General features: G+C 64.4%; 19 protein-coding genes. 4 read left to right on the top strand and 15 right to left on the bottom strand.

What is annotated here, in order from left to right:
- Window positions 1–6: 6 nt before the first annotated feature.
- The 4 genes from G4L39_RS05170 to G4L39_RS05155 all read right to left on the bottom strand — a co-directional run bounded on the left by G4L39_RS05170 (window position 7) and on the right by G4L39_RS05155 (window position 5,515).
- A complete protein-coding gene (locus G4L39_RS05170) occupies window positions 7–1,557 on the bottom strand; it encodes a cellulase family glycosylhydrolase (RefSeq protein WP_165106438.1) in 1,551 nt (516 codons plus the stop codon).
- Between the two features lie 263 nt (window positions 1,558–1,820).
- Entirely contained in the window at window positions 1,821–3,248 is a 1,428-nt protein-coding gene (locus G4L39_RS05165) for a hypothetical protein (RefSeq protein WP_165106436.1), read from the bottom strand.
- Window positions 3,249–3,429: 181 nt separating this feature from the next.
- Window positions 3,430–4,404, bottom strand: coding sequence for a glycoside hydrolase family 43 protein (locus tag G4L39_RS05160; protein WP_205880796.1), 975 nt, complete (start codon window positions 4,402–4,404; stop codon window positions 3,430–3,432).
- 799 nt (window positions 4,405–5,203) lie between these two features.
- Window positions 5,204–5,515 (bottom strand): HPr family phosphocarrier protein, encoded by a 312-nt coding sequence (locus tag G4L39_RS05155; RefSeq protein ID WP_343203303.1) that lies wholly within the window; start codon window positions 5,513–5,515, stop codon window positions 5,204–5,206.
- A 258-nt stretch (window positions 5,516–5,773) separates the two neighbouring features.
- Between G4L39_RS05155 and G4L39_RS05150 the strand changes: the two genes are divergently transcribed.
- Complete coding sequence (locus G4L39_RS05150) at window positions 5,774–7,585, top strand: POT-type proton-dependent oligopeptide transporter (RefSeq protein ID WP_165106433.1); 1,812 nt, start codon at window positions 5,774–5,776, stop codon at window positions 7,583–7,585.
- Window positions 7,586–7,978: 393 nt separating this feature from the next.
- Here G4L39_RS05150 and G4L39_RS05145 read toward each other — a convergent pair whose 3' ends face one another.
- Window positions 7,979–9,310 carry an MSCRAMM family protein gene (locus tag G4L39_RS05145; protein WP_165106431.1) on the bottom strand — a complete coding sequence of 444 codons (1,332 nt, stop codon included), beginning with the start codon at window positions 9,308–9,310 and terminating at the stop codon, window positions 7,979–7,981.
- On the bottom strand, window positions 9,307–9,750 hold the full coding sequence (locus G4L39_RS05140; protein ID WP_165106430.1) for a hypothetical protein: 444 nt from the start codon (window positions 9,748–9,750) through the stop codon (window positions 9,307–9,309). The genes G4L39_RS05145 and G4L39_RS05140 overlap by 4 nt, the downstream gene beginning before the upstream one ends.
- Window positions 9,751–10,294: 544 nt before the next feature.
- Between G4L39_RS05140 and G4L39_RS05135 the strand changes: the two genes are divergently transcribed.
- Both G4L39_RS05135 and G4L39_RS05130 read left to right on the top strand, forming a co-directional pair.
- Complete coding sequence (locus tag G4L39_RS05135) at window positions 10,295–12,133, top strand: exosortase/archaeosortase family protein (protein ID WP_165106428.1); 1,839 nt, start codon at window positions 10,295–10,297, stop codon at window positions 12,131–12,133.
- Window positions 12,134–12,227: 94 nt separating this feature from the next.
- Window positions 12,228–12,731, top strand: a complete 504-nt coding sequence (locus G4L39_RS05130; RefSeq protein WP_165106426.1) for a VanZ family protein — start codon at window positions 12,228–12,230, stop codon at window positions 12,729–12,731.
- Between the two features lie 108 nt (window positions 12,732–12,839).
- Here G4L39_RS05130 and G4L39_RS05125 read toward each other — a convergent pair whose 3' ends face one another.
- The 9 genes from G4L39_RS05125 to G4L39_RS05085 form a co-directional block, all read right to left on the bottom strand.
- Window positions 12,840–13,259 (bottom strand): hypothetical protein, encoded by a 420-nt coding sequence (locus tag G4L39_RS05125; protein ID WP_205880795.1) that lies wholly within the window; start codon window positions 13,257–13,259, stop codon window positions 12,840–12,842.
- Between the two features lie 7 nt (window positions 13,260–13,266).
- Window positions 13,267–14,043 (bottom strand): flagellar motor protein MotB, encoded by a 777-nt coding sequence (locus G4L39_RS05120; protein ID WP_165106423.1) that lies wholly within the window; start codon window positions 14,041–14,043, stop codon window positions 13,267–13,269.
- 9 nt (window positions 14,044–14,052) lie between these two features.
- Window positions 14,053–14,919, bottom strand: a complete 867-nt coding sequence (motA, locus tag G4L39_RS05115; RefSeq protein ID WP_165106422.1) for a flagellar motor stator protein MotA — start codon at window positions 14,917–14,919, stop codon at window positions 14,053–14,055.
- On the bottom strand, window positions 14,916–15,707 hold the full coding sequence (locus tag G4L39_RS05110) for a FliA/WhiG family RNA polymerase sigma factor (RefSeq protein ID WP_165106420.1): 792 nt from the start codon (window positions 15,705–15,707) through the stop codon (window positions 14,916–14,918). The genes motA and G4L39_RS05110 overlap by 4 nt, the downstream gene beginning before the upstream one ends.
- A 44-nt stretch (window positions 15,708–15,751) precedes the next feature.
- On the bottom strand, window positions 15,752–15,985 hold the full coding sequence (locus G4L39_RS05105) for a hypothetical protein (RefSeq protein ID WP_165106419.1): 234 nt from the start codon (window positions 15,983–15,985) through the stop codon (window positions 15,752–15,754).
- A gap of 81 nt (window positions 15,986–16,066) precedes the next feature.
- A complete protein-coding gene (locus tag G4L39_RS05100) occupies window positions 16,067–17,092 on the bottom strand; it encodes a flagellar biosynthesis protein FlhF (protein ID WP_165106417.1) in 1,026 nt (341 codons plus the stop codon).
- 251 nt (window positions 17,093–17,343) lie between these two features.
- On the bottom strand, window positions 17,344–19,452 hold the full coding sequence (flhA, locus tag G4L39_RS05095; protein ID WP_165106416.1) for a flagellar biosynthesis protein FlhA: 2,109 nt from the start codon (window positions 19,450–19,452) through the stop codon (window positions 17,344–17,346).
- 623 nt (window positions 19,453–20,075) lie between these two features.
- Complete coding sequence (locus G4L39_RS05090; RefSeq protein WP_165106414.1) at window positions 20,076–21,599, bottom strand: alpha-L-fucosidase; 1,524 nt, start codon at window positions 21,597–21,599, stop codon at window positions 20,076–20,078.
- A 173-nt stretch (window positions 21,600–21,772) separates the two neighbouring features.
- Window positions 21,773–22,129 (bottom strand): RNA recognition motif domain-containing protein, encoded by a 357-nt coding sequence (locus G4L39_RS05085; RefSeq protein WP_165106412.1) that lies wholly within the window; start codon window positions 22,127–22,129, stop codon window positions 21,773–21,775.
- Between the two features lie 611 nt (window positions 22,130–22,740).
- Here G4L39_RS05085 and G4L39_RS05080 point away from each other — a divergent pair.
- Window positions 22,741–23,778, top strand: a complete 1,038-nt coding sequence (locus tag G4L39_RS05080) for a zinc-binding dehydrogenase (RefSeq protein WP_165106411.1) — start codon at window positions 22,741–22,743, stop codon at window positions 23,776–23,778.
- The last annotated feature ends 149 nt before the right edge of the window (window positions 23,779–23,927 follow it).

The raw sequence follows: 23,927 nt of genomic DNA, 5'->3' as shown, positions 1-23,927 counted from the left end.
GCCGATTCAACGATCCGGCCCGGCACCTGCAGAAACGGAGGCCCGATCGACGATCCGCTCCCTGTAAACGGCCTCGCGCGCCGCCGGATCCGTGATCAGCCGGTCCCAGTCCAGGGGCGGACCGCTCCGCCTCGCCGGCTTCACCGCAGGCAACCCCACCCGCCAGCGTTCGGCCAGAATCCGAAACTCACGAGCCCACGCCTTTTCCCGCCCCTCCGCCGTCAGTAAACCCGTCAGTTGCGTCACATCGCGTGCTTCCGGATGATCGTACAAGCCCCAGTTCAACCACCCACACACCGGACCGGCCGTCCGTTCCATCACCTGCCGACACCACCGCGCCTGCTGTTCCTCACTGGCAAAGGCGTAAGGACCTCCATCCAATGAAGGTTGGCCCCCGCCGTACCAGCCAAATTCGGCCAACACCACCGGTTTACCCGGTCGCGACACCTCGCCCACCACAAGATCGAGGTACGCCAGGTTCTGCGCCTCTTCCTCCACACTGCGATACTGGTAAAAGCCCCGGGCCAAGGGATAAAAGTGCACCTCCATGAAGTCCACCCAGGGCGCAATGAGCTCGGGCCGGAACCCCGAGTAATGCCACGCGCCGGCAATGCAGACCGGGACCGACCACTGGATCAGCCCCACCGTCACCAAGGCCTCCGGGTCGGCCGACCGGATGGCCTCCACCTGCCGGCGGGTCCATTCCACCGCCACCTGCTCGCGGCAATGTTGGAAATCCAGCAGTTCCCGCCCCGGCGCGGCATCCCGTGCCGGTACGGGCAAATCGCCCGAACCCAACAGAGGTTCGGTTGTAACCCCCGAGCCGCGCGCGCCACCTGCCCCGCCGTACTTGGCTTTCAACCACGCATTCCACCGGACGTGCATCGCCCGGGTGTCCCAGCCCACCTCCGGCTCGTTCAGCAAATCATAGGCGAAAATGACCGACCGACCCCGATACCGCGCCGCCCATTGCCGCCACCACCGCTCCAGCGCCGTCAACACCTGCTCGTCCGCGATCCGATCCACACGGGCCCACGGCGGCAAACCCTCCCAATGATCGGGACCGGTGGGATGCACGTACAACCCCGCCTCCTCCGCCAGGGCCAGGAACCGGTCGAACCTGGCCAGCCCTTCCTCCGACAGCCGCCCCGGTTCGACATGGAACGAACCGTACGTCAGAAACACCCGCACACAGTTGGCGCCAAGCGCACGCAACCGCGCAAAATCCCGACGGGTTGCCTCCTCATCAAACTGTTTCCAAACCTGCGGCGCCCAACCCGTGCCGGGCCGGAAATAGTTCACCCCCACGGGAACGAAAGGACGTCCGTCCGACGTAACGAACCCGCGCCCATCCGAACGGACCCGGACCTTCGGCAATTGCCCCTCCCCGGCCACCGTCGGCACCCCAACCGCAAACAAAACCGCACCTGCCAGCACACAAACCAAACCCGAGAGCGACCGCAGTCGGGCCTGCCCGCGCCCCGGCGGCATCCACCCGCATCGGATCGCCCTCACGGCAAGCGACCCGGGCTCCGGCCCTTCAACAATGGGGGTCATGGGTATCACGACATCAACCGGAGCCAGCCTAACGCCGCGTGCACGGGTCGGGCAAGGTCACCTCAGCGCATGCTCCCGCCTCGTGGATTCGCCCGGGTCAGGACAACTCGAAATACGCGATTCCGAACAGGCTCGTGTCCCACCATCCGATCCGGGCTCCGGGCCCCACGCAGACGACCTGCTGGATACCGCGTCACCAGGACCGAGTGGGCCTTCCCATGCACCTTCAAAACCCGCCACCCCGACTCCGAGCGTTACAACCGTCAACGCAGGCGTTGCCCAATGGCTGTGCCCGGCTGTATCAAAGCCAGCCACAGCCCCGCTCCCGGCGGCTTCAAATCCACCAAACCGCTGTTGACCCGCCCCGGCTCGCCCCATGCGGCCTTCAAAATCTCCAGCCAGCGCAACGTCCACGCCTCCGGCCGGTCCGGCAGCCGGAGTCGTACATGTCCGTCCTGCGGGAAGAACACCACATGATCACCACGGCGCGAGACCACCAGATTGGCCTCATTCGGCTCACGTTCCTCCAGCCGTTCATTGTCCGGAACCAGCTCCCACAAGGGCACCTCCCTCTCCAGAAGCCGCAACGCACGCAGCGTGGCACGAGCCGGCCCGGAAAGTCCCAGGCCCGAGTCGGGCCGATGAAACCGAACCGCGGCCGCACCGCCCAGGGCATGGCGCCACACCCGTTCGAGTCCGTCCTGCGTCGTTCCATACCGGCCCGTGTCAGCCCCATACGTCTTGACCGTGTTGATCGGTCGCGGGCGACCCTGCAGGTATTGTCGAACCCACTGAAACCGGTCCCAATGAACCTGCCCCTTCTGGTGATTGTTCTGCGACACGTCCGCAAAATCGTACAGCTCCGGATGATCGAACGTCCGCCGATGCGCCGGCGCCCGGACGTCCCAGTCGTCCCACATTTCCGTTACGTGGACGTGCCGTCCGACGGCACGGGCTTTCTCCTTGATGTAGCGCGCCCACCAGGCGCTCCATTCCTCCGCCCCGCTGGTCTCGTTGTCGATGCAGTACAAAACATGATCGTGCCGCAGCGTCGCCTCCAAAAGGCGATCCACAAACCGTTGCTGGTACCGCAGGACAACCCGGTTGTTCTGTAGCGGAGGCACCGTGAAGAAAAACGGCTGCCGATTGGCACCCGGATGGTCCGGATACTCGGTTGCCAGGCCGGATTCCTCCGCAGAATAATTCACGTTGTTCTTCGGGTTGTAGGGATGCGAACGCCACGGATCCCGCGAGTAATCAAACCGGTCCCACACCTCGATTTGTACAACGACACCGCGTCGCCCCGTTTCCTCGAGAAAGGTCTCGAACCGCCGCCAGTACTCAGGGTTCCACCGCTCCAAATCGTAGCGACCATCCGGTCGGCGGTCGAAAGGGTAAACCTCGAACCCCCGGTCCGGCCGGTCGCTCATGGTGTTGCGCAAATAATTGCCCCCGCAGGCCACCAGGGTGTCCAACTGCTCCATCAGCTCCGAACCCGTCCACTGGAACAGGTTGTCGTCGTCCGACGCCCCCGCCAGGAACACAGGCCGCCCACGGTACTCCCAATACCAGGGATTCTCACGCCAGGGACGAACCTCGCCCAACACCACGCCCGATATCGATGCCCCCAAGGCCAGACTCCCTGCAACCACCCCGACTTTCCAACCCCGCACACTCCGGAGAAAGCTCATGAAACCACCCTAATCCGACCCGGATGCCTGGCAAGCCCCGGGGTGGACACTGGAAGCGGGCCCATCTCCTCCGTCGCCGGCTGCAATGGGCCTTACGGCCTCCACACCGGTGTCCCCCGTTCGCATGCCGCTCCGTCGGCGTCAAACCATTGCAGGTCGCAAAAGCGGGGCAAGGCCTTGGTCATTCCAGAGCCAGGAGCCTCTCCAGGATGGCCCGGGAAACGCGGAAGACCGTCCCATGCTGGTGGCCGGGCGGGAAACGCATTTCCTGCGAGACATCCTCCCAATGCCGCAGGTCATGCGAGCGCAACGCTCCGTAGTACCTCTTGCGGGAGTAACGGTCGTAATAGATCAGGTACTCCGACCCGATCCGCAGGGCCGACGGGCCCTCGGCCCAGTCAATCGAGATTGGGTCCGAAACCGGTCCGAACGGGCCTTCTGGATCCGTAGCAAACGCAATCCGCAACCGCTTTTGCAGCGGACGAAGCCGTTCATCCTTGAACACCAGCAGATACCCGCCCGGCACCTCCAGCAACGTCGCATCAATGACATTGAACCCCGGATCGAAAAACAACCGTGTGGGCGTGAAATGTACAAAATCGCGGGTGGTGGTCATGTAAATGCGATGGTTGTACCCGTCGTCGCCGGTGTCGTCCGTCTCGGGGAAGCGCCCGGGGATGGTGCTGGACCAAAACACCAGCCAACGGCCTTTCCGCCGGTCGTAAAAAAGTTCGGGCGCCCACAAATTCCGTGTTTTCGGCTCATGCTGCATCAGCCGCAGCGCCCGTTGGGGCGTCCACTGGATCAAATCACGAGACGATGCGTACCCGATCTCCGCACCGCGGTCGGTCGTCCAGGCCGTGGTCCACACCATGTGGAAGGTCCCGTCCGGCCCCTGCGCAATGCACGGATCCCGCATCAACCGGTACCCGCCCACCTCCGGACGCAGAAAGGGCCGATCGTTCCTCAAGGCCGTCCAGTGATAACCATTGGTGCTCCACAGCAAATGCAGCCCGCTTTCGCCATTGCCCCGAAACGAGGTGAATAGAAAGGCCTCACCGGCCCGAAGCGCCATCCCTCCACAACCCGCGCCCCATAAAAACAACCCCAGCCACCCGATCCATCCACCAGCCCTTTTGCGTGCCATGTGTCTCATGCCGGGATCCCATGTTCCCGTCCTGAGTCCCGAGGTCAAGCGTCACCGGCCGGGCCAAAAACGAGCATGTCCAGGGCACCCGTCTGAATAATTTTGCCCCCGACCCCACCAGGGCTGGACACCCGGTACCCCGCCGGACGGCCTGCTGCGCGCCATGGTCTCGCAGTCGGGCTCGAGCTCAGCCGACCGTACGTTCGACAGCGCACGGCCGCTTCGCCCCTCACTCGGACCACCTGCTTTCACTTCCTTCGTCCACGTCCGGAGTGCAAGCAGACCCATCCGCTCCCGACCGACGTTTGGGATCAGGCCAGGGCCGCAACCCCTCGCCCAAGGGTCGGCCTCCACCATAACCATGGCGGCTTACCTGGACGACAGCCCCGAGCTCCCCCACAAACACGTCTGAGCAACCGCACAGCAGGTTGGCGGACCCAAACGCGAACGCCACATTGGCGGGACGTTCTTGGAATCCCGCCTTGCGAACTCCGGATCCAACCCATGCCCACCGTTCCGGTCTCGCAACAAGGGTCGGTGACCGCCCCTCCAACAGGAAACTCATCCGTGACCCCTTGCGAACGACACCGCGAGCCGGACATTGGGACCGCGCTTCAACCCTGCCCGCCAACGTCGTCCGGCCTGTCCGGCACCGTGGCCCTAATGCATCCGACCGCCCCCGGCGCGGACCTGAAAACCATTCATCCATCGAAACTTCCCGGGTCCCGAACCAAAGCGGCCCGACCGAACCCGACGCCGTTCCCCGCCGACGCCTGCCAGCATGCGCCAATGCACGAGTCGCAGCAGGTCAGGTACGCAGCCGATCACCCATCAGGTCCGAACTCTCGTCCAAAACCTCGCCCAGTTGATCGTCCACGAAGGTCTGCGTGATGGCCGCCAGGGCCGTGTCCTCGTCGTCGCCCGAAACCTCGAGGTCCAGCAGGGCACCCACGGAGGCACCGAGCATCAGTACGGCCAAAATGCTCCTCAGGTCGGCCACGCGATCACCAAGGCACAGGCGGATTCGCGACCTAAAACGAAGAGCGGCAGCCACCAACTGCGCCGCCGGCCGGGCGTGCAAGCCCTCGGGAAGAGTCAGTTTCAACCTTGCCCTCTTCACACCCTGTTGGACCACCGCAGCCGCCCTGCGTTCAAGGCGGCGGAGTCCATGCCATGAGCAGCCACCACCCAAATGCCCAAGGGCCCGGCACCGGCGCCGGATTCATCGTTCCCACCCTCCCCGATCGGACCGATGGAACCGCACATGGTCATCTCGTCGCATCAACCATTCCGGGTAAACGGAGAAACACCCCACGCGCAAACGGCGTCCCAGAAGCGCGGTCCCCGTGCAGCGGACAAATCCGCTGGCCTCGCGTGGATGATTCGATTAAACCGTGGGGCCGTGGTGGAACAGGAAAAGAACCTCAACCCGGAAGCCAACCGTTTCCCGCGGCAGGCCCTGTTCATCCTGGGCAACGAAGCCGCCGAACGGTACAGCTACTATGGCATGAAGGGCATCCTCGCCCTCTACATCACCAACGTGCTGTTGATGTCCAAGGACAAGGCCACCCAGATCATCCACATCTTCAGCTTCGTCAACTACTTCATGCCGGTCCTGGGAGCCTACGTCTCGGACCGGTGGTGGGGCCGGTACAAGACCATCCTCTGGATCTCCCTGTTTTATTGTCTCGGTCACGCCACGCTGGCGTTGAGCGACGCCTTCGACAGCATCGACGCCAAAACCCTCTGCCTGTACGCCGGGTTGGCATTGATCGCCTTCGGGTCCGGCGGGATCAAACCCTGTGTTTCGGCGTTCATGGGCGACCAGTTCAAGCCGGAACAACGGCACCTGCTCCCGCGTGCCTACGCCGCGTTTTACTGGTCCATCAACCTCGGTTCCACCGCCGCCTTCCTCACAATTCCCTATGTCCGCAAGGAATGGAGCTACAGCTGGGCCTTCGGGATCCCGGGCATTGCCATGGCCGTTGCCACCTTCGTGTTCTGGCTGGGCACCAGGTATTACGTCATGGTCCCGCCGGCACGCGAGACGAAGGCCGCCGGCTTTTTCCGGGTCTTCTTCCATGCGTGGCGCCATCGTCACGAGCGTCGCCCGGGCGAGAGTTTCTGGGCTCCGGCGCTGAACCGCTTCAAACCCGAGGAGGTGGACGCCGCCGCCTCGGTGGGCCCCATTCTGAAGGTCTTTGCGCTGGCGCCCGTGTTCTGGGCGCTGTTCGATCAAACCTTCTCCACCTGGGTCCTGCAGGGTGAACAGATGCGCCCGGCCTACATCGGCAGCGCAGAACTCACGCCCGCCAGCATCACCGATCCCCAACGGCTGCTGGATCACCTCCGGAACCCCACCAACCAGGTCGGGCAATGGATCTGGCAGAGGCTTCCGCAAGAAGAGCGCGAATCCCTGGAGCAGACGGACGCCCGCTCCACCCGGGACGTCAGGGACCAACTCGCTGACGCATTGAACCCTTTGATACTGGGCGGGTCTTTGTACAACCCCGACATCTTCGACACCAACCGGCTCAGCGCCGAAGTCCTCCTGGCACTGCGTTACGCGGACGATCCTCAACGCGTCCCGCGATTGAACCGGCTCCTGCTCGAAGAAAGCTTCCCGGATGCCATTGCCAAGGCGTATCGCATCGGCCCGGAGGAAATGCTCTCGGCCAACCCGATTCTGGTCATGATCCTGGTACCGGTCATGAGCCTGGGGATCTACCCGTTGCTCGGTCGCCTGGCCACACCACTGCGCCGCATGTCGTGCGGGATGTTTCTGGCAGCCGTGTCCTTCCTCATTGTCGCCTGGATCCAGCAACGAATCGACGACGGCCAGGTGCTCAGCATATGGTGGCAACTGCTGCCGTACACGGTACTGACCATCGGCGAGGTCTTGTTCTCCACCACGGGGCTGGAATTCGCGTTTCGTGAGGCGGCCCCATCGATGAAGAGCATCATCATGGGTTTCTGGACCCTGACGGTGGCCGTGGGAAACCTGTTCGTCATGGTGGTGACGGCCCTCGCGGGCGCGGTCCTCGGCCACGGCGGCTCCAATCATGAGGTGGCGGTCACCCCCCAAATGTTCCTCTTTTACGCCGGCCTGACCTTCGTCGTGGCCATTGCCTTCAGTGTCGTCGCCACTTTTTACAAATACCGCGATCCCCAGGCCGCCCTGGGGCGGTAAACCAGGTGGCACGTGGAACCTTCGACCGCATCAATTGCGGCCATTGCCTGAGCGTCCAGGTCGGCCTGAGCGCTTCACTGGCGGTCGCTCCCGACAAGTCGGCTTCGAGGACAGGGAGCTCCTACCACCCTTCCCGCATACACCGCCCGATGGCCGCCCGCCGGCCGATGCCACACCGTGGACCGGGATGCATCGCATTCAGTCGACGCAAACAGGGTGGCACCTGTCGGTGGGCAGGAGTCCCGGCATCACCGACATCGCACGGTCGGCCCTGCACTTGCCATCTTACGGCCACAAGCAGTCACCCGAACGGCAAGCGTAGCGCTCTTCCACCGGCCAACCTGCCGGACCGACCGTGCCCCTGGCATGGACGGTGTTCGCACGCCCTCCGCTTTACTGCTCCACCACCCGGAAGTACCCCTGATCCGGCAGCGACTCCAGCGACACTTCGATACTGGTCAAGGTATTGGTGATCGTGACGGGGTCGCCCCAGTCCTGCCAAGGTGCTCCCGCGTCCAAACGTTCGCGGTATTGGAGCCGGATGGTCGTGCCGGGCACGGCAGCGACCCGCAGAACCAGCCGCGGTATTGGATCCGGCCGTACCACAGCATCAAGGATGTTTAGTTGCAACCGGTTCCCGAAGCCGAGGTTCACCACCTGGCCGGCGTTGATGGTGACATTGGTAAACCCGCCTCCCGGCGGATACGTCGGCACCCAGGGCTGCCAATTGCCCAAGGGCGGTGGTAAAACCTCAAATATGGTGTACGTGCCAGGCCCCGGCAGGTCGACGCACACGGGTCCGTTGCTCGTCACCAGTGTGCGGACGACCGCACCCGACGAGTCCAAAACCTGTACCGTCCAACCGGGAAGCAGCATCTCATCTTGATCCGGGACCCGATTGCCGTTTCGGTCATAGAACTTCGTGACGCAAATCCGCGGGGGCCCTTCGATCTCAGAAGCATTCCCAAAGAACACATTCGTCACCTGACCCGGCACCACATGGATGGACTGCATGACAGGGGTGGTGTTGGTCCAGCCGGGTTCGGCCAGTTCGACGATGTTGTAGGTGCCGGGAGCACCCACGGCAACACACACAAGACCGCCATCCTCGGTTGTCACCAGATTCGTACCCAGGAAGAGCGGCGGCGGGTATATGACAAAGTTCCAACCCGCCAAGCCCCGTTCGTCGGGATCCATGATCCCGTTGCGATTCAAGTCCTCGAACTTCCGGATGCAGACTTGGGCCGTCCCCGTCGAAGTAGCACACTTGCGCACCCCCATGAACTCCATTCCGAAAACCCACATCACCTCGCTGGGTGAAAGGCCCCGATTGAAGATCTCCACCTCATCCACACCCAGACGGGCGGCCCGGACCGGTGATCCTCCCCCGGCGGGTCCGACACTGTGTCCAATCCACAACGGAGCCTGGTTGCTGGTGGTATACGACAATACCATCGCCGCATTGCTGCTCCAATTGCCCTGCATGTCGGCCACACCCATGACAACCATCCCCGGAGGAATTACCCCGGCCGCCACGAAACGCCAATCATTCGTCCCAACGCTGGCAGGAACAACTGGCCCGGTCAGAACACTGCCGTTCAGGTTCAACTTCAAAACAAACTGGTCGTTCCCTGCCCAGTCCAGATACAGTGAGTAGCCACTCCGGGATGAGGGGTCATATTTCTCCACCACCGGCAGTGGCCTTTGCTGACCCCTCCGGGTCATACCCACAGGCAGATCGTGAGCCCGCCCATGCCGATGTCCAGGGCCGGCACCGAAGGGACTCGAACAGCTCCACCCTCCAGAAACAGCGCGCCCCGGACCGGTACGGTGGTCGGATCCACCACAACCGGTTTCAGCGCCCCGCCCAACACGGCGGGATCCGGTAACTGGCGGATCAATGGGCTGCCTATGGCCACCGGATTGCCCCCACCATCCACGGCCGTGCCATGGTGCGACCCTGCCCAGTCCAGAACCGTGACCTGGTTGGTCGCATCATCCAGCGGCCACCACGCCGTCAGTCCCGCCGGAGCCATGAAACAGTCACTTATCTGTGCCCGGGCTGCCGGCGCCAACAACCAGCCCACCACCAAACCAAACAAAATCCCCCGCCAAACCATCGTACCAACGAACCCGATGAAATGTGCGCAATTGATCGTGTTCATGGCCGTTCCTCCATTTCCAGGGTGACATGATCATTTGGGAACACCTCGTGCCCCACGTCAAGAGTCTCGAATGCCTTGGATGAACCAATCCCACGGTCGCACCATTGCGGGGCCGGCGGAGCATCCCCGAAGACCCGGGGACGCATCCAACCCCGTGCGGGCGCGATACCTCCCCGGTGGTCAGCGACCCCTGGCACCATCATCCAACCGGCGCCGACACTGCCGGCCCATTCGGCCCGCAACAGCAGCTGCACCCGAGTTTCCTCCACCCGGCCGTTTTCCCGGGCAGTCCAACGGTCTTTTGGGCCGGCCTCCCGTCATCACCTCCGGCACCGCCCCGGCAGGGTTCTTCCGGCTCGGACGCAGAAACCCTTGAACCGGCTGCTCCGGCAGGGGTGACGTTGCCGGAACGCAAGTCCACGGCCGATCCAAGGTTACAAAACCCCGTGATGCATAACCAACCGTCGAGGAGGGCAAAACGGACTGGAAGCGTATCAACCGAATCCGCATCCTGCCGGTTCTTGGAAAGACTGAAGTAGAGCCGATGAACAACCGTGCCTCCACGGCGCACCTGGCCGCATGGTTCTGGGGACTGCCGGCGGTTCTGAGCCTGCTGTGGCTCTGGTACCGACTGGTGGATGCGCTCCGGCTGGTTTGGTCCCTGGATCCCCGGTACGCCTACGGATGGGTCGTGCCGGTCTTGTGTGTCTACCTGGCCTGGCTGCGCTGGGACCGATGGCGTGCGGCCCGCTCCCTTCGGAGCAATGCCATCCCGCCCGGGGAAGGTAACGTGACCTGTCCAACAGGCCCACCCCGAGAGGTGTCAAACGCGGTGGAGGCGGGGCGCCCCGGGGTTTCGCGGTGGGGCATCGTGGCAGGCTGCGGCTTGGCCTTGCTCTACACGGGAGCCCGATGGATCCAGGAAGCCAATCCGTGGTGGTCCCTGGCCCACTGGGCAATGGCGGTGGCGGTGGCGGGTTTGACCCTTTGGGTCCTGGCTTGGGCCCTTGAGGTGTACAAGGTCGTACGGTCACCCGCCCCGGGCAGGGTCCCGCCATGGCACATCTTCATGTTCCCCGTGGCGTTCATTGGTGTGGCGGTGCCGTGGCCGTACACGTGGAGCGAACCGTTGATCCAGGGGCTAACCCGGTTCAACACCCGGCTGGCTGTGGAACTGCTCGCCCTGGCGGGGATTCCGGCCCTGCCACACGGAAACGTCATCGAACTGGCAACGGGGCAGGTGGGTGTGGACGAGGCCTGCAGCGGCATCCGCTCGCTGCAGGGCACGTTGATGCTGGCGCTGTTTTTCGGCGAAATGTACGACCTGCCATGGCGACGACGCCTCGGGGTTCTGGGGGCGGGCTTCGCCCTTGCTCTGACGGGCAACCTTGCTCGCACGTTTCTGCTGACCTGGGTGGCTGCGCGTGAGGGCGAGGCGGCCATCCAGAGTTGGCACGATCCGGCGGGGGCCACCGTACTGGCCCTGACCTGCGCCGGAGTCTGGCTTCTATCATGGGCCCTTGCGCGTCGTCCGCGCCGCCATGACGCCGCCGATCCACCATCAACCCCGGATGGGGATCGTGCGTCGGCCCTGTCCGTTACACCTTTGGAGAACCCGCCGGTCCACCAGCTCGAGGCGATGCTCCGCCGGTGGCGCGCCGTGGGCTGGATCGGGCTGATCTGGGTGGCAGCCGTGGAGGCCGGCGTGGCCGGATGGTACGCATGGGTGGAGTCCAACCGTACCCGGGGTCCGGACTGGCAATTGGTGTGGCCGCGTCAGGAGCGGGAACTTGCCGAGATTGAGGTGGGTCGGGCGGCGCGTGAGCTGTTGCAGTATGATGAAGGCCGTCAGGTCAGGTGGCGCCGTGCCGACGGGACCGTCTGCCAGATGTCCTGGTTTCGATGGCGGCCCGGCAGGGCGGCTGCCTACCTGGCCAAGAGCCACAGTCCGGTGGTTTGCATGCCGGCCGCGGGTTTTCCCCTGGAATGGGTCTCCGAAGTGCGCTGGCTGGAAACGGCGGGCCTGCGGATTCCGTACCGGCTGTATCGGTTTGGCGGCGACGTCGGCCCGGTGCATGTCTGGTACACCCGCTGGGAGGAAGGGGTGGTCGAGCAGAGCTTCGCCCGCGAAACGGCGGGCCCGTGGAGCCGGCTGAGCAGTATCTGGACGGGACCGGGCCGGCGCGGACAGCGGGTTCTCGTGTTGGCCATTTGGGGTGTGAAGGATGCAGCGGAAGCGGAACGAAGACTCTGCGAGGAGCTGAAACCGCGGGTACACGTGGGCGAGGATCCGGTCTCGCCTCTCCCGGGGGTTCGCGCGGGTGCGGGCCAGGGGGCCCCTCGGTTCAGTACCCCAGGGCCGTGGATCCGGCCCTGCGGTTGACAGCAGGGGCCACGGACTGCATGTTGGCCCCCACGATGCCGAAGATGCCAAAACAGCGCAGTGACAGCAGGGGTCCGGGAGGTGTGGAGGCCGCATGAATCCCCGGGGGTTTCGGTTCCTTCGCGGTGACCGGGAGGCGCGCCTGTGTTTGTTGGGCACGTTTCTGTTCACCGCGTTGTTGCTCTATCTGACCCATATCCCCAACCCGAGGGTTCCGGCCTGGATTGCCCGGTTCGGCGACGACAAGTTCAAGCACGCGGTGGCTTACGGGGTCTGGGCCTGTCTTGCGCTGGGTGCCACGCGCGGCTGGATTGTCCAACGGGGCCGGGCGGTGGTGGGTGTGCTCTTGGCTGCGGCGCTTGTCTCCGCATTGGACGAACAGACCCAGCCGTGGTTTGGTCGGACTTGCAGTTTTTGGGATTTTTCCGCCAGTGTGTTGGGCGCGGTCATGGGTTGTAGCTTGATGTTGGTATGGGAAATGCGCCGGCCTGCCGTGCTTGAACCGGAACCAACGCCACCAGCGCCCCGCGCAAGTCGTGAAGTCCCCACCCCACGAACCGTCCTTGGGACCGAGACACCGGAGCTGCCGACACGTTGACCCTGGATTACGGTCGGACCTCAAGATCCTAATCTGCATCCCGTACCGGCGCTTCCCACGCAGTTGAAAACGGCACGGGCGGCCGTGGCTCCGCGCCACTCCAGTGCCTCAGACCGCGTCCGGCCGGCTCTGCCCGGTATGGGCCGCTGTTTCCCGTGCATTTGCATTCGCAGAACCGGCAGGATCGTATTCGCAGACCAGATCCATAATCTCCCCGCAGCGACAGCGGATGTGGAGCGCCACCACACGATCCCCGTCTCGTGTGACGGTGATGATGGGCGGCGGGCAGGACCCGGCCTTGTCGGGGTCTTGGGGCACCGCCGGGTCCGGCGCTGTCTGCGGCTGATGGGTTCGCACCGGGCCAAAAGGCACCGCGCAGGGCTCGGGCGAAAATTTCGAAGTTGCCGGAGCGGCCTCCGGTGCACCCAGCCACTCGCGCAGGGATTGGACGGGCCGGTCGGGATCCGCCAGGCGAACCCGTACCGGTTGGCCCTCGGGGCGGTCCGGCTCGGTTCGATAGAGCGGCACAAAACCTTCAGTGGACACGTGCGGCATGAGACGAAGAGGTACCGGCGGCAGCGGCCAGGCTCTCGCCGGTTTCCTTGAGCTTGAGCAGGATGGTGACGCGGCGGTTGGCGTCGCTGTCCGGCGGCAGATCGGGCATCGGCATGGTGTCCGCGTAACCCGACACCTTGCAGACCTGCGTTGGGGCCACACCGTGGTGCACCAACTGCCGCCGCGCAGCGTTGGCGCGTTCGGTCGACAGCTCCCATTGCCGGAGGGTTTCCCGCGCCTGCGGATCGGCGCGGGCGGTATGTCCTTCCAGCTCGATTTTGAACGTGGTGTAACGGGCGATCTCCCAGGCCAGCGTGCTGAACACCCACTCCCCGTAGGGAGTAAACCGATCCGTGCCCGGCTCGAACACCGGCTTTTGCGACCGATCAAACACGTTGATGCGCAGACCCTCCCGGGTCAGCTCCAACCGGACCGTGTTCTCCAGCGCGTCCTCCTGCTGGAGGATCCGGGCCAGTTCCTCGCTGATGCGCCGCATGGTCTCAATCTCCACGGCGGAGATGGACTGGAACTCTCCTTCGGCCTTGTACGTGGCGGTGGTCTCCTTGTTGGGTATGATACCGACGGATTCCTTGGTCACGGCCGAGAACGGGTTGCGGAACGCACGTTCCACCGCCTCCTTGATTTTTGTGTCTTGGGCAGTGAGCCAGAGACAGAGAAACAACGCCATCATTGCGGTGGTGAAGTCCGCATAGGCCACCTTCCATGCCCCGCCGTGATGCCCTTTTTTGCCTGCCATCGTTCCGCCTTATTTGCCGCCCACCTTGATGGACTTCAGCATGGCTTCCAGTTCCTCCGCGCTGGGACGCAGATCGGTGCTGAGGCCACGTCGCCCCAGTTCCACGGCGGTAATGGGCGCCATGCCACTGGCAAAACCCGTCACACAGGCGGCGATGCATCGGAGATAGTCCAGTTCCGCCTCCCCGTTGAATTCCATGTTCATGGCCAGCGGGTTGACAAAACCGTAGGACATGAGGATGCCCAGGAAGGTACCCACCAGCGCCGCCGCCACGTGTTCGCCAATCTTCTCGATCGGCCCCGAAATGGACGCCATGGTGATCACAATGCCCAGCACCGCCGCCACGATGCCGAACCCCGGCAGGGCATCGCCGGTTTTGCTCAGCACGGTAACCGGCGCATGATGCTCCAGCTCCAGCCGGCTCAGTTCGGCGTCCAGCAGCAGGCGCAGCTGGTCCGGCTTGATCTTGCCGTCGATGATGGGGCGCAGGCTGTTGCACAGGAACTCGACGGCATGCTTGTTGGCGAAAAATTTCGGATACTTCTTGAGGATGGAACTGTTCTGGGGTTCGAGGACGTGCTCCTCCAGCGCGATCATGCCGTTGCGCCGGCCCAGCAAAAACAGCTCGTACAGCACCTTCAGCAGCTCCTCATAGGCCGCCCGATCGTACGGCCGACCCTTCAGACACACCAGGAAACCCTTCACCATGTCCACCAGCACCTTTTTCGGCGACATGACAATGAGACCGCCCAGGGCGCCCCCGCCGATGATGATCAACTCATTGATGTGCCACAGCGCCCCCAGGTGGCCTCCGCCAATGACAAAGCCCCCGAAGACACACACCAGCACCACGATGGAGCCTATGAGAATGATCATGTCCGTTGGGGCAGGCGAAAAGGTTGAACCAGGCCGGCTTCATATCGCTGCAGATAGGCACGCAACGACAGAATGGCCTGGGCATGAATCTGGCAAATGCGGGACTCGGTCAGGCCGAAGGCCTCGGCGATCTCCCGTAGACGCATGTCTTCCACGTAATACATGGCCAGCACCTTGCGCTGGATCTCGGGCATCTCCCGCAGCCGCTGCAGGATGATCTGCTTGAGCTCCTCCCGGGCGGCCAGTTCGTCGGGAGTCTCACTCCGGGGATCCGCCACCACATCGTAAAGCACGCCCGACTCATCCTCACCGCCGGCCGCGTCCAGGCACACAAACGCCGCCGGCCGCACCTCATCCAGGAGTTTCGAGTATTGCTCGGACGAGAGCCCCAGGGCCGCAGCCACCTGACCCTCCGAGGGAGGTCGACCGAGCTCCTGTTCCAGCCGGCTGAGGGTCTCCTGAATCCTACGTGCCTTTTCGTGGATTGTGCGCGGCACCCAATCCATGCGGCGCAGTTCATCCAGCATGGCCCCCCGGATCCGCGTGCGGGCGTAGGTTTCAAACGAGGTGCCGCAAGCCGGGTTGTAGTTCCGCACCGCCTGCAACAGCCCCACCAGCCCCGCGCTCTTGAGGTCCTCCAGGTCCACGTGCTCGGGCAGGGTCATGGCCAGCCGACCCAAAACGTGAATCACCAGGGGCAGGTATTGCTGAACCAAAGCGTCCTCCGCCTGGGCATCCCCGTGGGCGTGATACCGCTTCCACAATTCCTGCGGACTGGGCCGAGGCACCGCCGCAGGCTCGTTCGCGGCACAAGCATCGCACGTGGCTCGGTTCATACCGCCTTGGATTGCGCCTCGGATTTCTTTTCAGCTTCCTCCCGGGCCCGCAGCACCTGGTACCAGCTCCGAATCCAGAGCGTCCCCCACCAGCGCAACAGCAGGCCACCCACAACCGCCGCCGCGATCCCCCGCCAAAAAGCCTCCGGCCAGCCGCTCCGGGCCGCCAACGCGAACCCCAGCCCGGTCAACAGGCCGATCATGGCACCCAGGATCGTCAGCGCTTTCATGGCACCCGGTTGTCGCACAGCAGGAGGTTTGCCATTTGTCCCATTGCGTCCCATAAGGATCCAAAAAACCGGGATGAACCGTTACATGCAGGCGTTTGCCGGCCGGGGGAACAAAAGCTCGGACGCCGCCGGACGGAATTCACCCGGTATTTTTTGCCCGGCACTGAGGAAGCTGATGGTACAACCCGTCCCCAACACAAAGTTCCAGAGTTTCACCCGACGCCGTTCCTCGTCCAGGTGCGTGAAAATCAGATCCGCCGCCCCGCAGGTGGAGAAGGTGGCCCATTGATCGAAGAGCAGGGTCGTCTCATAGGCCGCATTCAGGACCAGGTGGATCCTCGCCCGTGGCAACTCCCTGAGTTGCCGGCGCAAGGCCGTGAGCGCGGCCGGGTCATGCGGATCCACCCCTGGCAGATCGACAAATACCAGATCCGACTCCCCCGGCTCATTCTTGGGAAACCGCTCCACCGGCACGCCCAACATTTCGCAGTGCAGGGACAGGAATTCGGCTGTATTGGCCGTGTGCCCGTCCAGGCGCCAGACCTGCGCGGGCTGTTCCTCAGCCAGCACACACTGGGTCAACCACTTGCACAGTACGGTGGTTTTGCCCGACCCGGGTGGGCCAATGAACACGTGAACCCCGGCCCTGGATGGGGCCGGGGTCGACGCCGGCCGCCAAAAGCCCGCCAGCACGTTTCGCACCACCTGCCATTCCTCCGCCGGCAACCCCGGGGGGTCTGAACCGTAACAGGCAGTCACCGCCGCTTCCAACCGGTTCACGTACTCGGGCCAAAGTCCCATGGACTCCAGCCAGGCGAGACTCCGCCAACGCCGGGTGTGCGGCCCCGAAACTGCCGCGCTCGAGTCCGGTGCGTCGCCGTACGGTACGTAGGCATCGGCGGCCTGTTCCAACGCCTGACGGTGGCGATCCCGGCTGTCCGGCGCGAAAGCCACGACCTCGATCGGCCCCTGCCGCTGCCACAGCCGTGCCAGACCCTGCACCGGCACACGCCGTACGTTCACCACCACGGCGTCCGGCCCCAGCTCATCGTGAACCCGCGCCAACGCTTCCGCAGCAGTCGAGGCTGTAAAGGTCACCAGCTTCATGGCCCCATTCACGTCCGGATGGTCTCACTATGGCCCTGCCCGGCCTGATCCCGAGTCGCTCGGTCCCTGCCGTATCGATGGCGGCCCCGGCAGCGCCGTTCGGAACGCGACAACCAGCCAGGGCACTGTTTCTGTTCTGGTCCGGCTCCAGCGAGGCCAGCCCGACCGCGCGCGCCCGAAGATTGATGGGGCGCCTCCGCGGTCCGGAAGCGGCACCGCGTCTTGCAGACGTTTCTGGAAAGCCCACCATCTCATTCGGGTGCGGGGATCACAGCCGCGGGTTGGATCTGAACCCGGGGCGGGATCTCGGCGTAGGAAAGCACCGCCAGTTCGCCAAACGCGTGTTCAAAGAACCGGCGAAACGCCAGACGCAATTGCGGAGCGCACAACACCACGGGCGGATGCCCCGCCGCCAGCATCTGTTGCACGCACTTGGAGAGCCGCTCCATCACGTGTCGGGCCAGGCCGGGTTCGACCACCAACGCCACCTCCGTGGGCGTCTGCCGCACGCCCTGCGCCAGTTGCTGCTCCAGGCGCGGATCCAGTGTGATGGCCCGCAATGCACCACCCTCGGTCTGAAAAGGCCGAACCAGTTGCGGTCCCAGCGCCCGCCGGGCGTACTCGGACAGTTCGTCCGGGTTCTTGGTCACGGCGGCGTAATCGCTCACCTTTTCGAGGATGCCGGCGAGGTTGCGGATGGAAATGCCCTCGGCCAGGAGATTCTGAAGCACACGTTGGACCTGGCCCAGGGTCAGTTGGGCCGGCACCAGTTCGTTCACCAGCGCCGGATGGGTTCGTTTGAGGTGATCCAACAGCTGTTGCACCTCCTGCCGGCCCAGCAATTCGTGACAATGCCGGCGCAAGGTCTCCGAAAGATGCGTGACCAGCACCGAGGCGGCATCCACCACGGTGTAGCCCGCAGCCTCGGCGGTCTTCCGCTCCGATTCCGGAATCCACGTGGCCGGCAGTTGAAACACCGGTTCCATGGTCGGAATCCCCTTGAGGGTCACCTTGCTGTTCGAGGCGTTCATGGCCAGCCAGTAACCCGGCATCAACTGCCCCTGGGCGATCGGGTTGCCATGCAGGAGGAACCGGTATTCGTTGTTGGAAAGCTGCAGGTTGTCGCGGAGCCGGATCGGCGGGATTACAATCCCCATCTCGGCGGCAAACGTGCGCCGGACACCGGTGATCCGTTCCAGCAGGTCACCGCCCTTGCGCGGATCCGCCAACGGCACCAGACCGTACCCGAGCTCGATCTGCAACGGGTCCAGCGTCAGCAGCTCTTCCAGGTTGTCCTGAGCACGAGCCTCGGCCGCGGTCGCCGCCCCTCCGGCAGGCCGGTCGGGCCTGGCCTCGGCCTGCGTTTCGGCAGCCTCCTCCGCCGCGGGCCTCACCAACCCATACCGATGCACCACCCGGGCCAACCCCCCGGTCACCAGGGCCAGCACCAAAAACGGCAACATCGGCAAACCGGGCACCAACGCCATGAACCCCAGCATCACCGCCAGGATGGTCAGCGCCCGCGGATAAAACAGAAGCTGACGCCCCAGTTCGTGTCCCAAACTGTTCCGGGCCGTGGCGCGCGTAATCAACACACCCGCTGCCGTCGAGGTGATCAGCGCCGGCACCTGCGACACCAATCCGTCGCCAATGGAAAGAATCGTGTACCGCTGCAGGGCCTCGGCCATCGTCATCCCCTTCTGCAGAATGCCAATGGCAAACCCGCCCAGAATGTTGATGAGCGTGATCAAGACCGCGGCAATGGCGTCGCCCCGGACGAACTTGCTCGCACCGTCCATGGCCCCGTAGAAATCCGCCTCCTCCTCCACCTGCCGGCGCCGGCGCCGGGCCTCGGCCTCGTTGATCAGACCCGCGTTCAGTTCCGCGTCAATGGACATCTGCTTGCCGGGCAACGCATCGAGCGTGAACCGGGCCGCCACCTCGGCGATCCGACCGGCCCCCTTCGTGATCACCACGAAGTTGATCAGCACCAGAATGAAGAACACCACCAACCCGACCACGTAGTTGCCGCGGACAACGAAGTTGCCAAAGGCGTCGATGATGTGCCCGGCGTACCCGTCCAGCAGAATCAGGCGGGTCGAAGCCACGTTCAGCGCCAGCCGATACAGCGTTATGAACAGCAGCAGCGTGGGGAACCCGGTAAAATCTGCCGGCTGGCGCAGGTAAAGAATCACCAGCAAGGTCAACAGAGACAGGCCAATGCTGATGGAAAGCAGCAGGTCCAACACCGCGGGCGCCACCGGCAGGATCAGGAGCAGGATGGTCCCAAACAGGGCCACCACCAACCACAGATCCCCGTAACGCGCCCACTGGCGCAGCCGATCCGACCAGATACCCATGGTCCCGTTCGCCTGCACACGGTCGGACCCACGCAGTCCGGCCCCTTCAACCAAACCGGCCCATTCGGCCGACCGGAGCCTGCTCCGACCGTTCGGGACCCTTGCAAAGCAAGAACCTCGCCAACTTCCACTACGCACCCGCAGAACCGCGCTGCGCCCGGATTCATCCGATCCCAAACCACCTACCCCGTCCCAAACCTCGCAAACCGGGTTGGACCTGAAACCGCCTTTGGCGGTACGGCCCACGCACGCGTAATCCCAAATGGCACCGGCACGGGAAGTCCGCCTTATCAAACCCCACCGAAGCCGTAGGCCCCGGGTTCTTCAACCGTTCAGGGTCGGCCCCAAAAACGCGTGGCGTCCCGACAGCGGGCTGCGCCGGTCCGGTCTCGCGCAGCCACGGCAAGCGGTGTTCCGGTTCACATGCCCGGCCCGGCCGCCCCCACGGACCACCCGTTTCAACAGCACACCGCCAGGGCCGGTCAGCAGCCTTTGCGGGCTTTCAACTTCGGATTCGGGCCTTGCCCGCGACCCGCCGCCGCAGCGCCCTGCCCCGTCCATGCCGGAAAACCTCCGCACGATCGGGCGGAGGACGCCCCGCCGGCAGCCACTTCAGGGCGCGTTCACCGGCCCGGTTCGAGGTACAGGCCAAATTCGCTCAGGGCCGGACAGGCCGCAGCCCGGGTCACGCGGAGTCGGACCTTTTCGGTCTCCACCGCCTGTGGCAGCCGGATGAGCCGGCGGTTCCCAAGGCTTGTTGCCCGCGCGAATTCGGTCCATTGCCCCCCCGCCCACAGGTCCAGGCTCACGGCTTCAACGCGCTGCCCGAGCGGCAGGTACTCGCGCAATTCCACTACATTGAACCGGACCGGATACGGAAATTGAAACTCCACCCAGGGAGTCAGGACATCGTCGGGCGTGCACCAGTAGGTGTCGCGCCGTCCGTCCAACAGGTGAGTTGCCGCGTAGGCCGTCTCCGGTGCCCGTACCGCCGAAGCGGACACCCTGGCCCGGCCCGCCAGGTTGGTGGAAAAGGTGGCATCGAGGAACCGGCGAAAACCCTGCAACGATCGAATGTCGTTTTCGTGAATGCGGCCGCGGCGGTCCGGCGGGATGTTGAGATTCAGACAACAACCGCGGCCCACGCTCGCATAGTAAATGGCCACAAGTTCCTCCGGCGACTTCACCCGATCGTCCTCGGCCGGGTGATAGAACCAACCGGGACGGATGCTGACGTCACATTCCGCCGGCACCCAGGCGGTGCCCGGCCGTTCACCATGTTCCAGCCCTTCGCTGCTGCCGCCGGGGTACCGCCCGGGCTTGGTCAAATCCAGGGTGGCCCAGCAGGGATCGCCAGCAATGCCTCGTTCATTGCCAATCCAACGGAAGTCCGGTCCGGCATCGCTGAACATGCAGGCCATCGGCTGCAATTGCCGGACCAGCGCCCAGGTCTCCGGCCAACCGTAATAGGTGCGGTTGTCGATCCGCCGGGTTTCACGCGCCCCGCCGTAATAGCCATCGCCCCCGTTGGCCCCGTCAAACCACACCGCAAACAACTCGCCATAACCGGTCAATAACTCCCGCAACTGGTTCCGGTAATACTCCACATATGCCGCCCGACCGTACTCGGGATGGTTACGGTCCCAGGGCGACAGATAAACGCCAAAGCGGAGTCCGTGCCGTCGACAGGCCTCGCTGATCTCACGCACCACGTCGCCCCGCCCCTCGCGCCAGGGCGACCGTTTGACCGAGTGCTCCGTGTACGCCGATGGCCACAAACAGAATCCGTCGTGATGTTTGGCGGTCAGGATCAGCCCGCGCATGCCGGCCTCGCGCGCCACGCGAACGATCTGGTCCGCATCAAAGTCCGTGGGTCGAAACACGGCCGGATCCTCGTCGCCATAGCCCCATTCCTTGTCCGTGAAGGTGTTGACCGTGAAGTGGAGGAAGCCATAGAACTCCATCTCGTGCCAGCGAAGCTGGCGTTCTGTGGGAACGGGTCCATACGGTCGGGGCGGATTCGGCCCCGGCCCCGCCGGGGCGGACTGAACCAGCCCGCAGTAACCAATCCACAAGGACAACCCGTACAACAACCGGCGCCAACGCAGGAAGTGTACGCCCCGGCACGGCTCGCTGGATGGTTTCATCAGCGCCATGCGTGCCATCGGGGCCGAACCGTTGCAAGTTTTCTTCGGCGCCGGCGGTGGATCGCGGGGTTGCCTACCGGGACCCGACACCGACGCAAAGCGCGGGCGGTCTGTGCAAACAAAAAGGCCGGAGACGCGCACTCCGGCCCTGCAAGGAGATCCAACCGAAACGATCAGCGCCAGCCGCGCCCGCCCCGGTCCCCGCGTTCACCCCGTTCCGACCGCTCGAAACGTTCCCCGCGGTCACCCCGGGGACCGCCCGGGCGCGGGGCCCGTTCCTCCCGGGGTCGCGCGATGTTCACCGTCAGCGTGCGCCCCTGGAACTCCTTGTTGTGCAACTGCTCCACCGCGCGGGCCGCCTCCTCAGGAGTGGCAAACTCAACAAAGGCGAATCCGCGCGATTTCCCCGTGACGCGGTCGAACATGATGTTCACCGACGTGACCACCCCCACCTGGGAGAAGTAGTCGTGAAGGTCGTTCTCCAGCGTGCGGTAGGAGAGGTTTCCAACGAACAGTCTGGTGGGATTCATGGTAACCGAACAACGTCTGCCCGACGAACCGGAACGGAGATGGGAGGACTGCACCGGCAGACCTGCGGAATGTCAAACTGCGCTTACTCTTTGGCTCGCTGACAATCTGTCCAACCTGACACCAACTTCTGTTCGGCCATCGAACAGACACTCCCCTCCTAGCACAACCACCCGGGACGTCAAGCGAATTTCCGAACAAACATCACAAACAACGTCCGGCAAACACCGGTGACCCGACGACGCATTTCAATCTCACACCCCAGCCCGGCACCCACATCTCCACCATCGCGGCGGCCGAACCGAACCCCCACAGCCGGCGCCAACCGGGCCCGTTGCAACGCGCTGACGCGAGCACCTGAAAGCGTACTGAAGGCGCAGCCTCCCCGCAGAACCGCCGGTCTGTCTCTGATCAACGGCCCCGGCAAACTCTGCAACCCATGCGCCATTCGCCGTCCCAATGGACACCAACGGCCGCGCTCCTGAAACGTAGCATCCATCAAAACACGGCCCGTTCCAGCCGGGCCGATCCCGCCGCGCCCGAGTGGTCCCCCTTGCCCGCGGGCCAAGCGACGTTGACCCGGAACAGGTCCACCTCCAACCTCGGGCTCACCATGAAAGCGTGGCAGTTGTGCGCCCATGGTCGGCCTGGTGAATGGCGTTGGAACGAGCTGCCCGAGCCCCAACCCGGCCCGGACGAGGTGGTCGTGCAGGTTCACGCCTGCGGGCTCAATCACCTGGATTTGTGGCTGGAACAGGGCGGGTTGCCGGTGGAAGTGACCCTGCCCCGCGTGCCGGGTGCCGAGGTGGCCGGGATCCTGTTGCGCACGGGTCGCGAGGTGCGGGATCTGCAGCCGGGCCAACGCGTGGCGGTGCAGTCCAATCTTTTCTGTGGCCGGTGCGAATTCTGTCGGGCGGGCGAGGAGTCCATCTGCCTGCACGGCCGATTGCTGGGCGTGGACTGCGACGGGGGACTGGCGGAGATGGTCTGCGTACCGGCGCGTGCGGTGGTTCCGCTGCCGGAGAATCTTGCCTGCGAAGACGCCGCGGCGTTGACCCTGGCTGCCAGCACCGCCATGCACATGCTCACGCATCGCGTGACGGTGCAGCCGGGTCAATGGGTTCTGGTCATGGCCGCGGCAAGCGGGGTTGGGTCGGCCGCCATCCAGATCGCCCGCGCCCTGGGCGCCCGGGTCCTCACCACCGGCTCCACTCCGGAGAAGCGGGACCTGGGCCTGCGGTTGGGGGCCGAGCTGGCGGTGGACCCGGCCGATCCGGACTGGCCCCGTCAGGTGCGTGCCCACACGGGCCGGCGCGGTGTCGACGTGGTGGTGGAACATCTCGGTGGCCCGGTCCTGGAACAGGTGTTTCAATGTCTGGCCCGCAACGGCACCGTGGTCACCTGCGGCGCCACCCTCGGGCGCCAACCCACACTGCCCCTCTGGCCGTTTTTCGTGAAACAGCATCGGCTCATCGGTAGTTACGGTCGCAACCGCGCTTCCCTGCTTCGGACGCTCGACTGGGCCGCGGCGGGGAAACTCCGACCGGTGATCGACTCGGTGCATCCGCTGGAGCGGGCGTTGGAAGGGCTGGCCCGGCTGCGCGAACGACGTGCCCTGGGCAAGGTCCTCATCCGGGTTCGGTCCCGTTGAGGCGCTTGCGGCTCAAACGACCGCCCCCCAAGGGCGGCGGTATCAGAATTTTCGGCGCCCCGACCCCAGGGTCAGGAACCCCGCCCCAATGCCCCGACGAATGTTGGCAGCCGGAACCGGGACCGGCTAAACTTGACGTTGCAATGGTC

It is taken from the genome of Limisphaera ngatamarikiensis (genome assembly GCF_011044775.1).
Classification (GTDB): domain Bacteria; phylum Verrucomicrobiota; class Verrucomicrobiia; order Limisphaerales; family Limisphaeraceae; genus Limisphaera; species Limisphaera ngatamarikiensis.
This window is presented reverse-complemented; position numbering and strand designations above follow the sequence as displayed.

Bases quoted from the DNA above. Each gene is read 5' to 3' on its own strand.
- G4L39_RS05170 (WP_165106438.1), bottom strand. From the start codon at position 1,557: ATGACCCCCATTGTTGAAGGGCCGGAGCCCGGGTCGCTTGCCGTGAGG.
- G4L39_RS05165 (WP_165106436.1), bottom strand. From the start codon at position 3,248: ATGAGCTTTCTCCGGAGTGTGCGGGGTTGGAAAGTCGGGGTGGTTGCA.
- G4L39_RS05160 (WP_205880796.1), bottom strand. From the start codon at position 4,404: ATGAGACACATGGCACGCAAAAGGGCTGGTGGATGGATCGGGTGGCTG.
- G4L39_RS05150 (WP_165106433.1), top strand. From the start codon at position 5,774: ATGATTCGATTAAACCGTGGGGCCGTGGTGGAACAGGAAAAGAACCTC.
- G4L39_RS05145 (WP_165106431.1), bottom strand. From the start codon at position 9,310: ATGACCCGGAGGGGTCAGCAAAGGCCACTGCCGGTGGTGGAGAAATAT.
- G4L39_RS05140 (WP_165106430.1), bottom strand. From the start codon at position 9,750: ATGAACACGATCAATTGCGCACATTTCATCGGGTTCGTTGGTACGATG.
- G4L39_RS05135 (WP_165106428.1), top strand. From the start codon at position 10,295: ATGAACAACCGTGCCTCCACGGCGCACCTGGCCGCATGGTTCTGGGGA.
- G4L39_RS05130 (WP_165106426.1), top strand. From the start codon at position 12,228: ATGAATCCCCGGGGGTTTCGGTTCCTTCGCGGTGACCGGGAGGCGCGC.
- G4L39_RS05120 (WP_165106423.1), bottom strand. From the start codon at position 14,043: ATGGCAGGCAAAAAAGGGCATCACGGCGGGGCATGGAAGGTGGCCTAT.
- motA (WP_165106422.1), bottom strand. From the start codon at position 14,919: ATGATCATTCTCATAGGCTCCATCGTGGTGCTGGTGTGTGTCTTCGGG.
- G4L39_RS05105 (WP_165106419.1), bottom strand. From the start codon at position 15,985: ATGAAAGCGCTGACGATCCTGGGTGCCATGATCGGCCTGTTGACCGGG.
- G4L39_RS05100 (WP_165106417.1), bottom strand. From the start codon at position 17,092: ATGAAGCTGGTGACCTTTACAGCCTCGACTGCTGCGGAAGCGTTGGCG.
- flhA (WP_165106416.1), bottom strand. From the start codon at position 19,452: ATGGGTATCTGGTCGGATCGGCTGCGCCAGTGGGCGCGTTACGGGGAT.
- G4L39_RS05090 (WP_165106414.1), bottom strand. From the start codon at position 21,599: ATGAAACCATCCAGCGAGCCGTGCCGGGGCGTACACTTCCTGCGTTGG.
- G4L39_RS05085 (WP_165106412.1), bottom strand. From the start codon at position 22,129: ATGAATCCCACCAGACTGTTCGTTGGAAACCTCTCCTACCGCACGCTG.
- G4L39_RS05080 (WP_165106411.1), top strand. From the start codon at position 22,741: ATGAAAGCGTGGCAGTTGTGCGCCCATGGTCGGCCTGGTGAATGGCGT.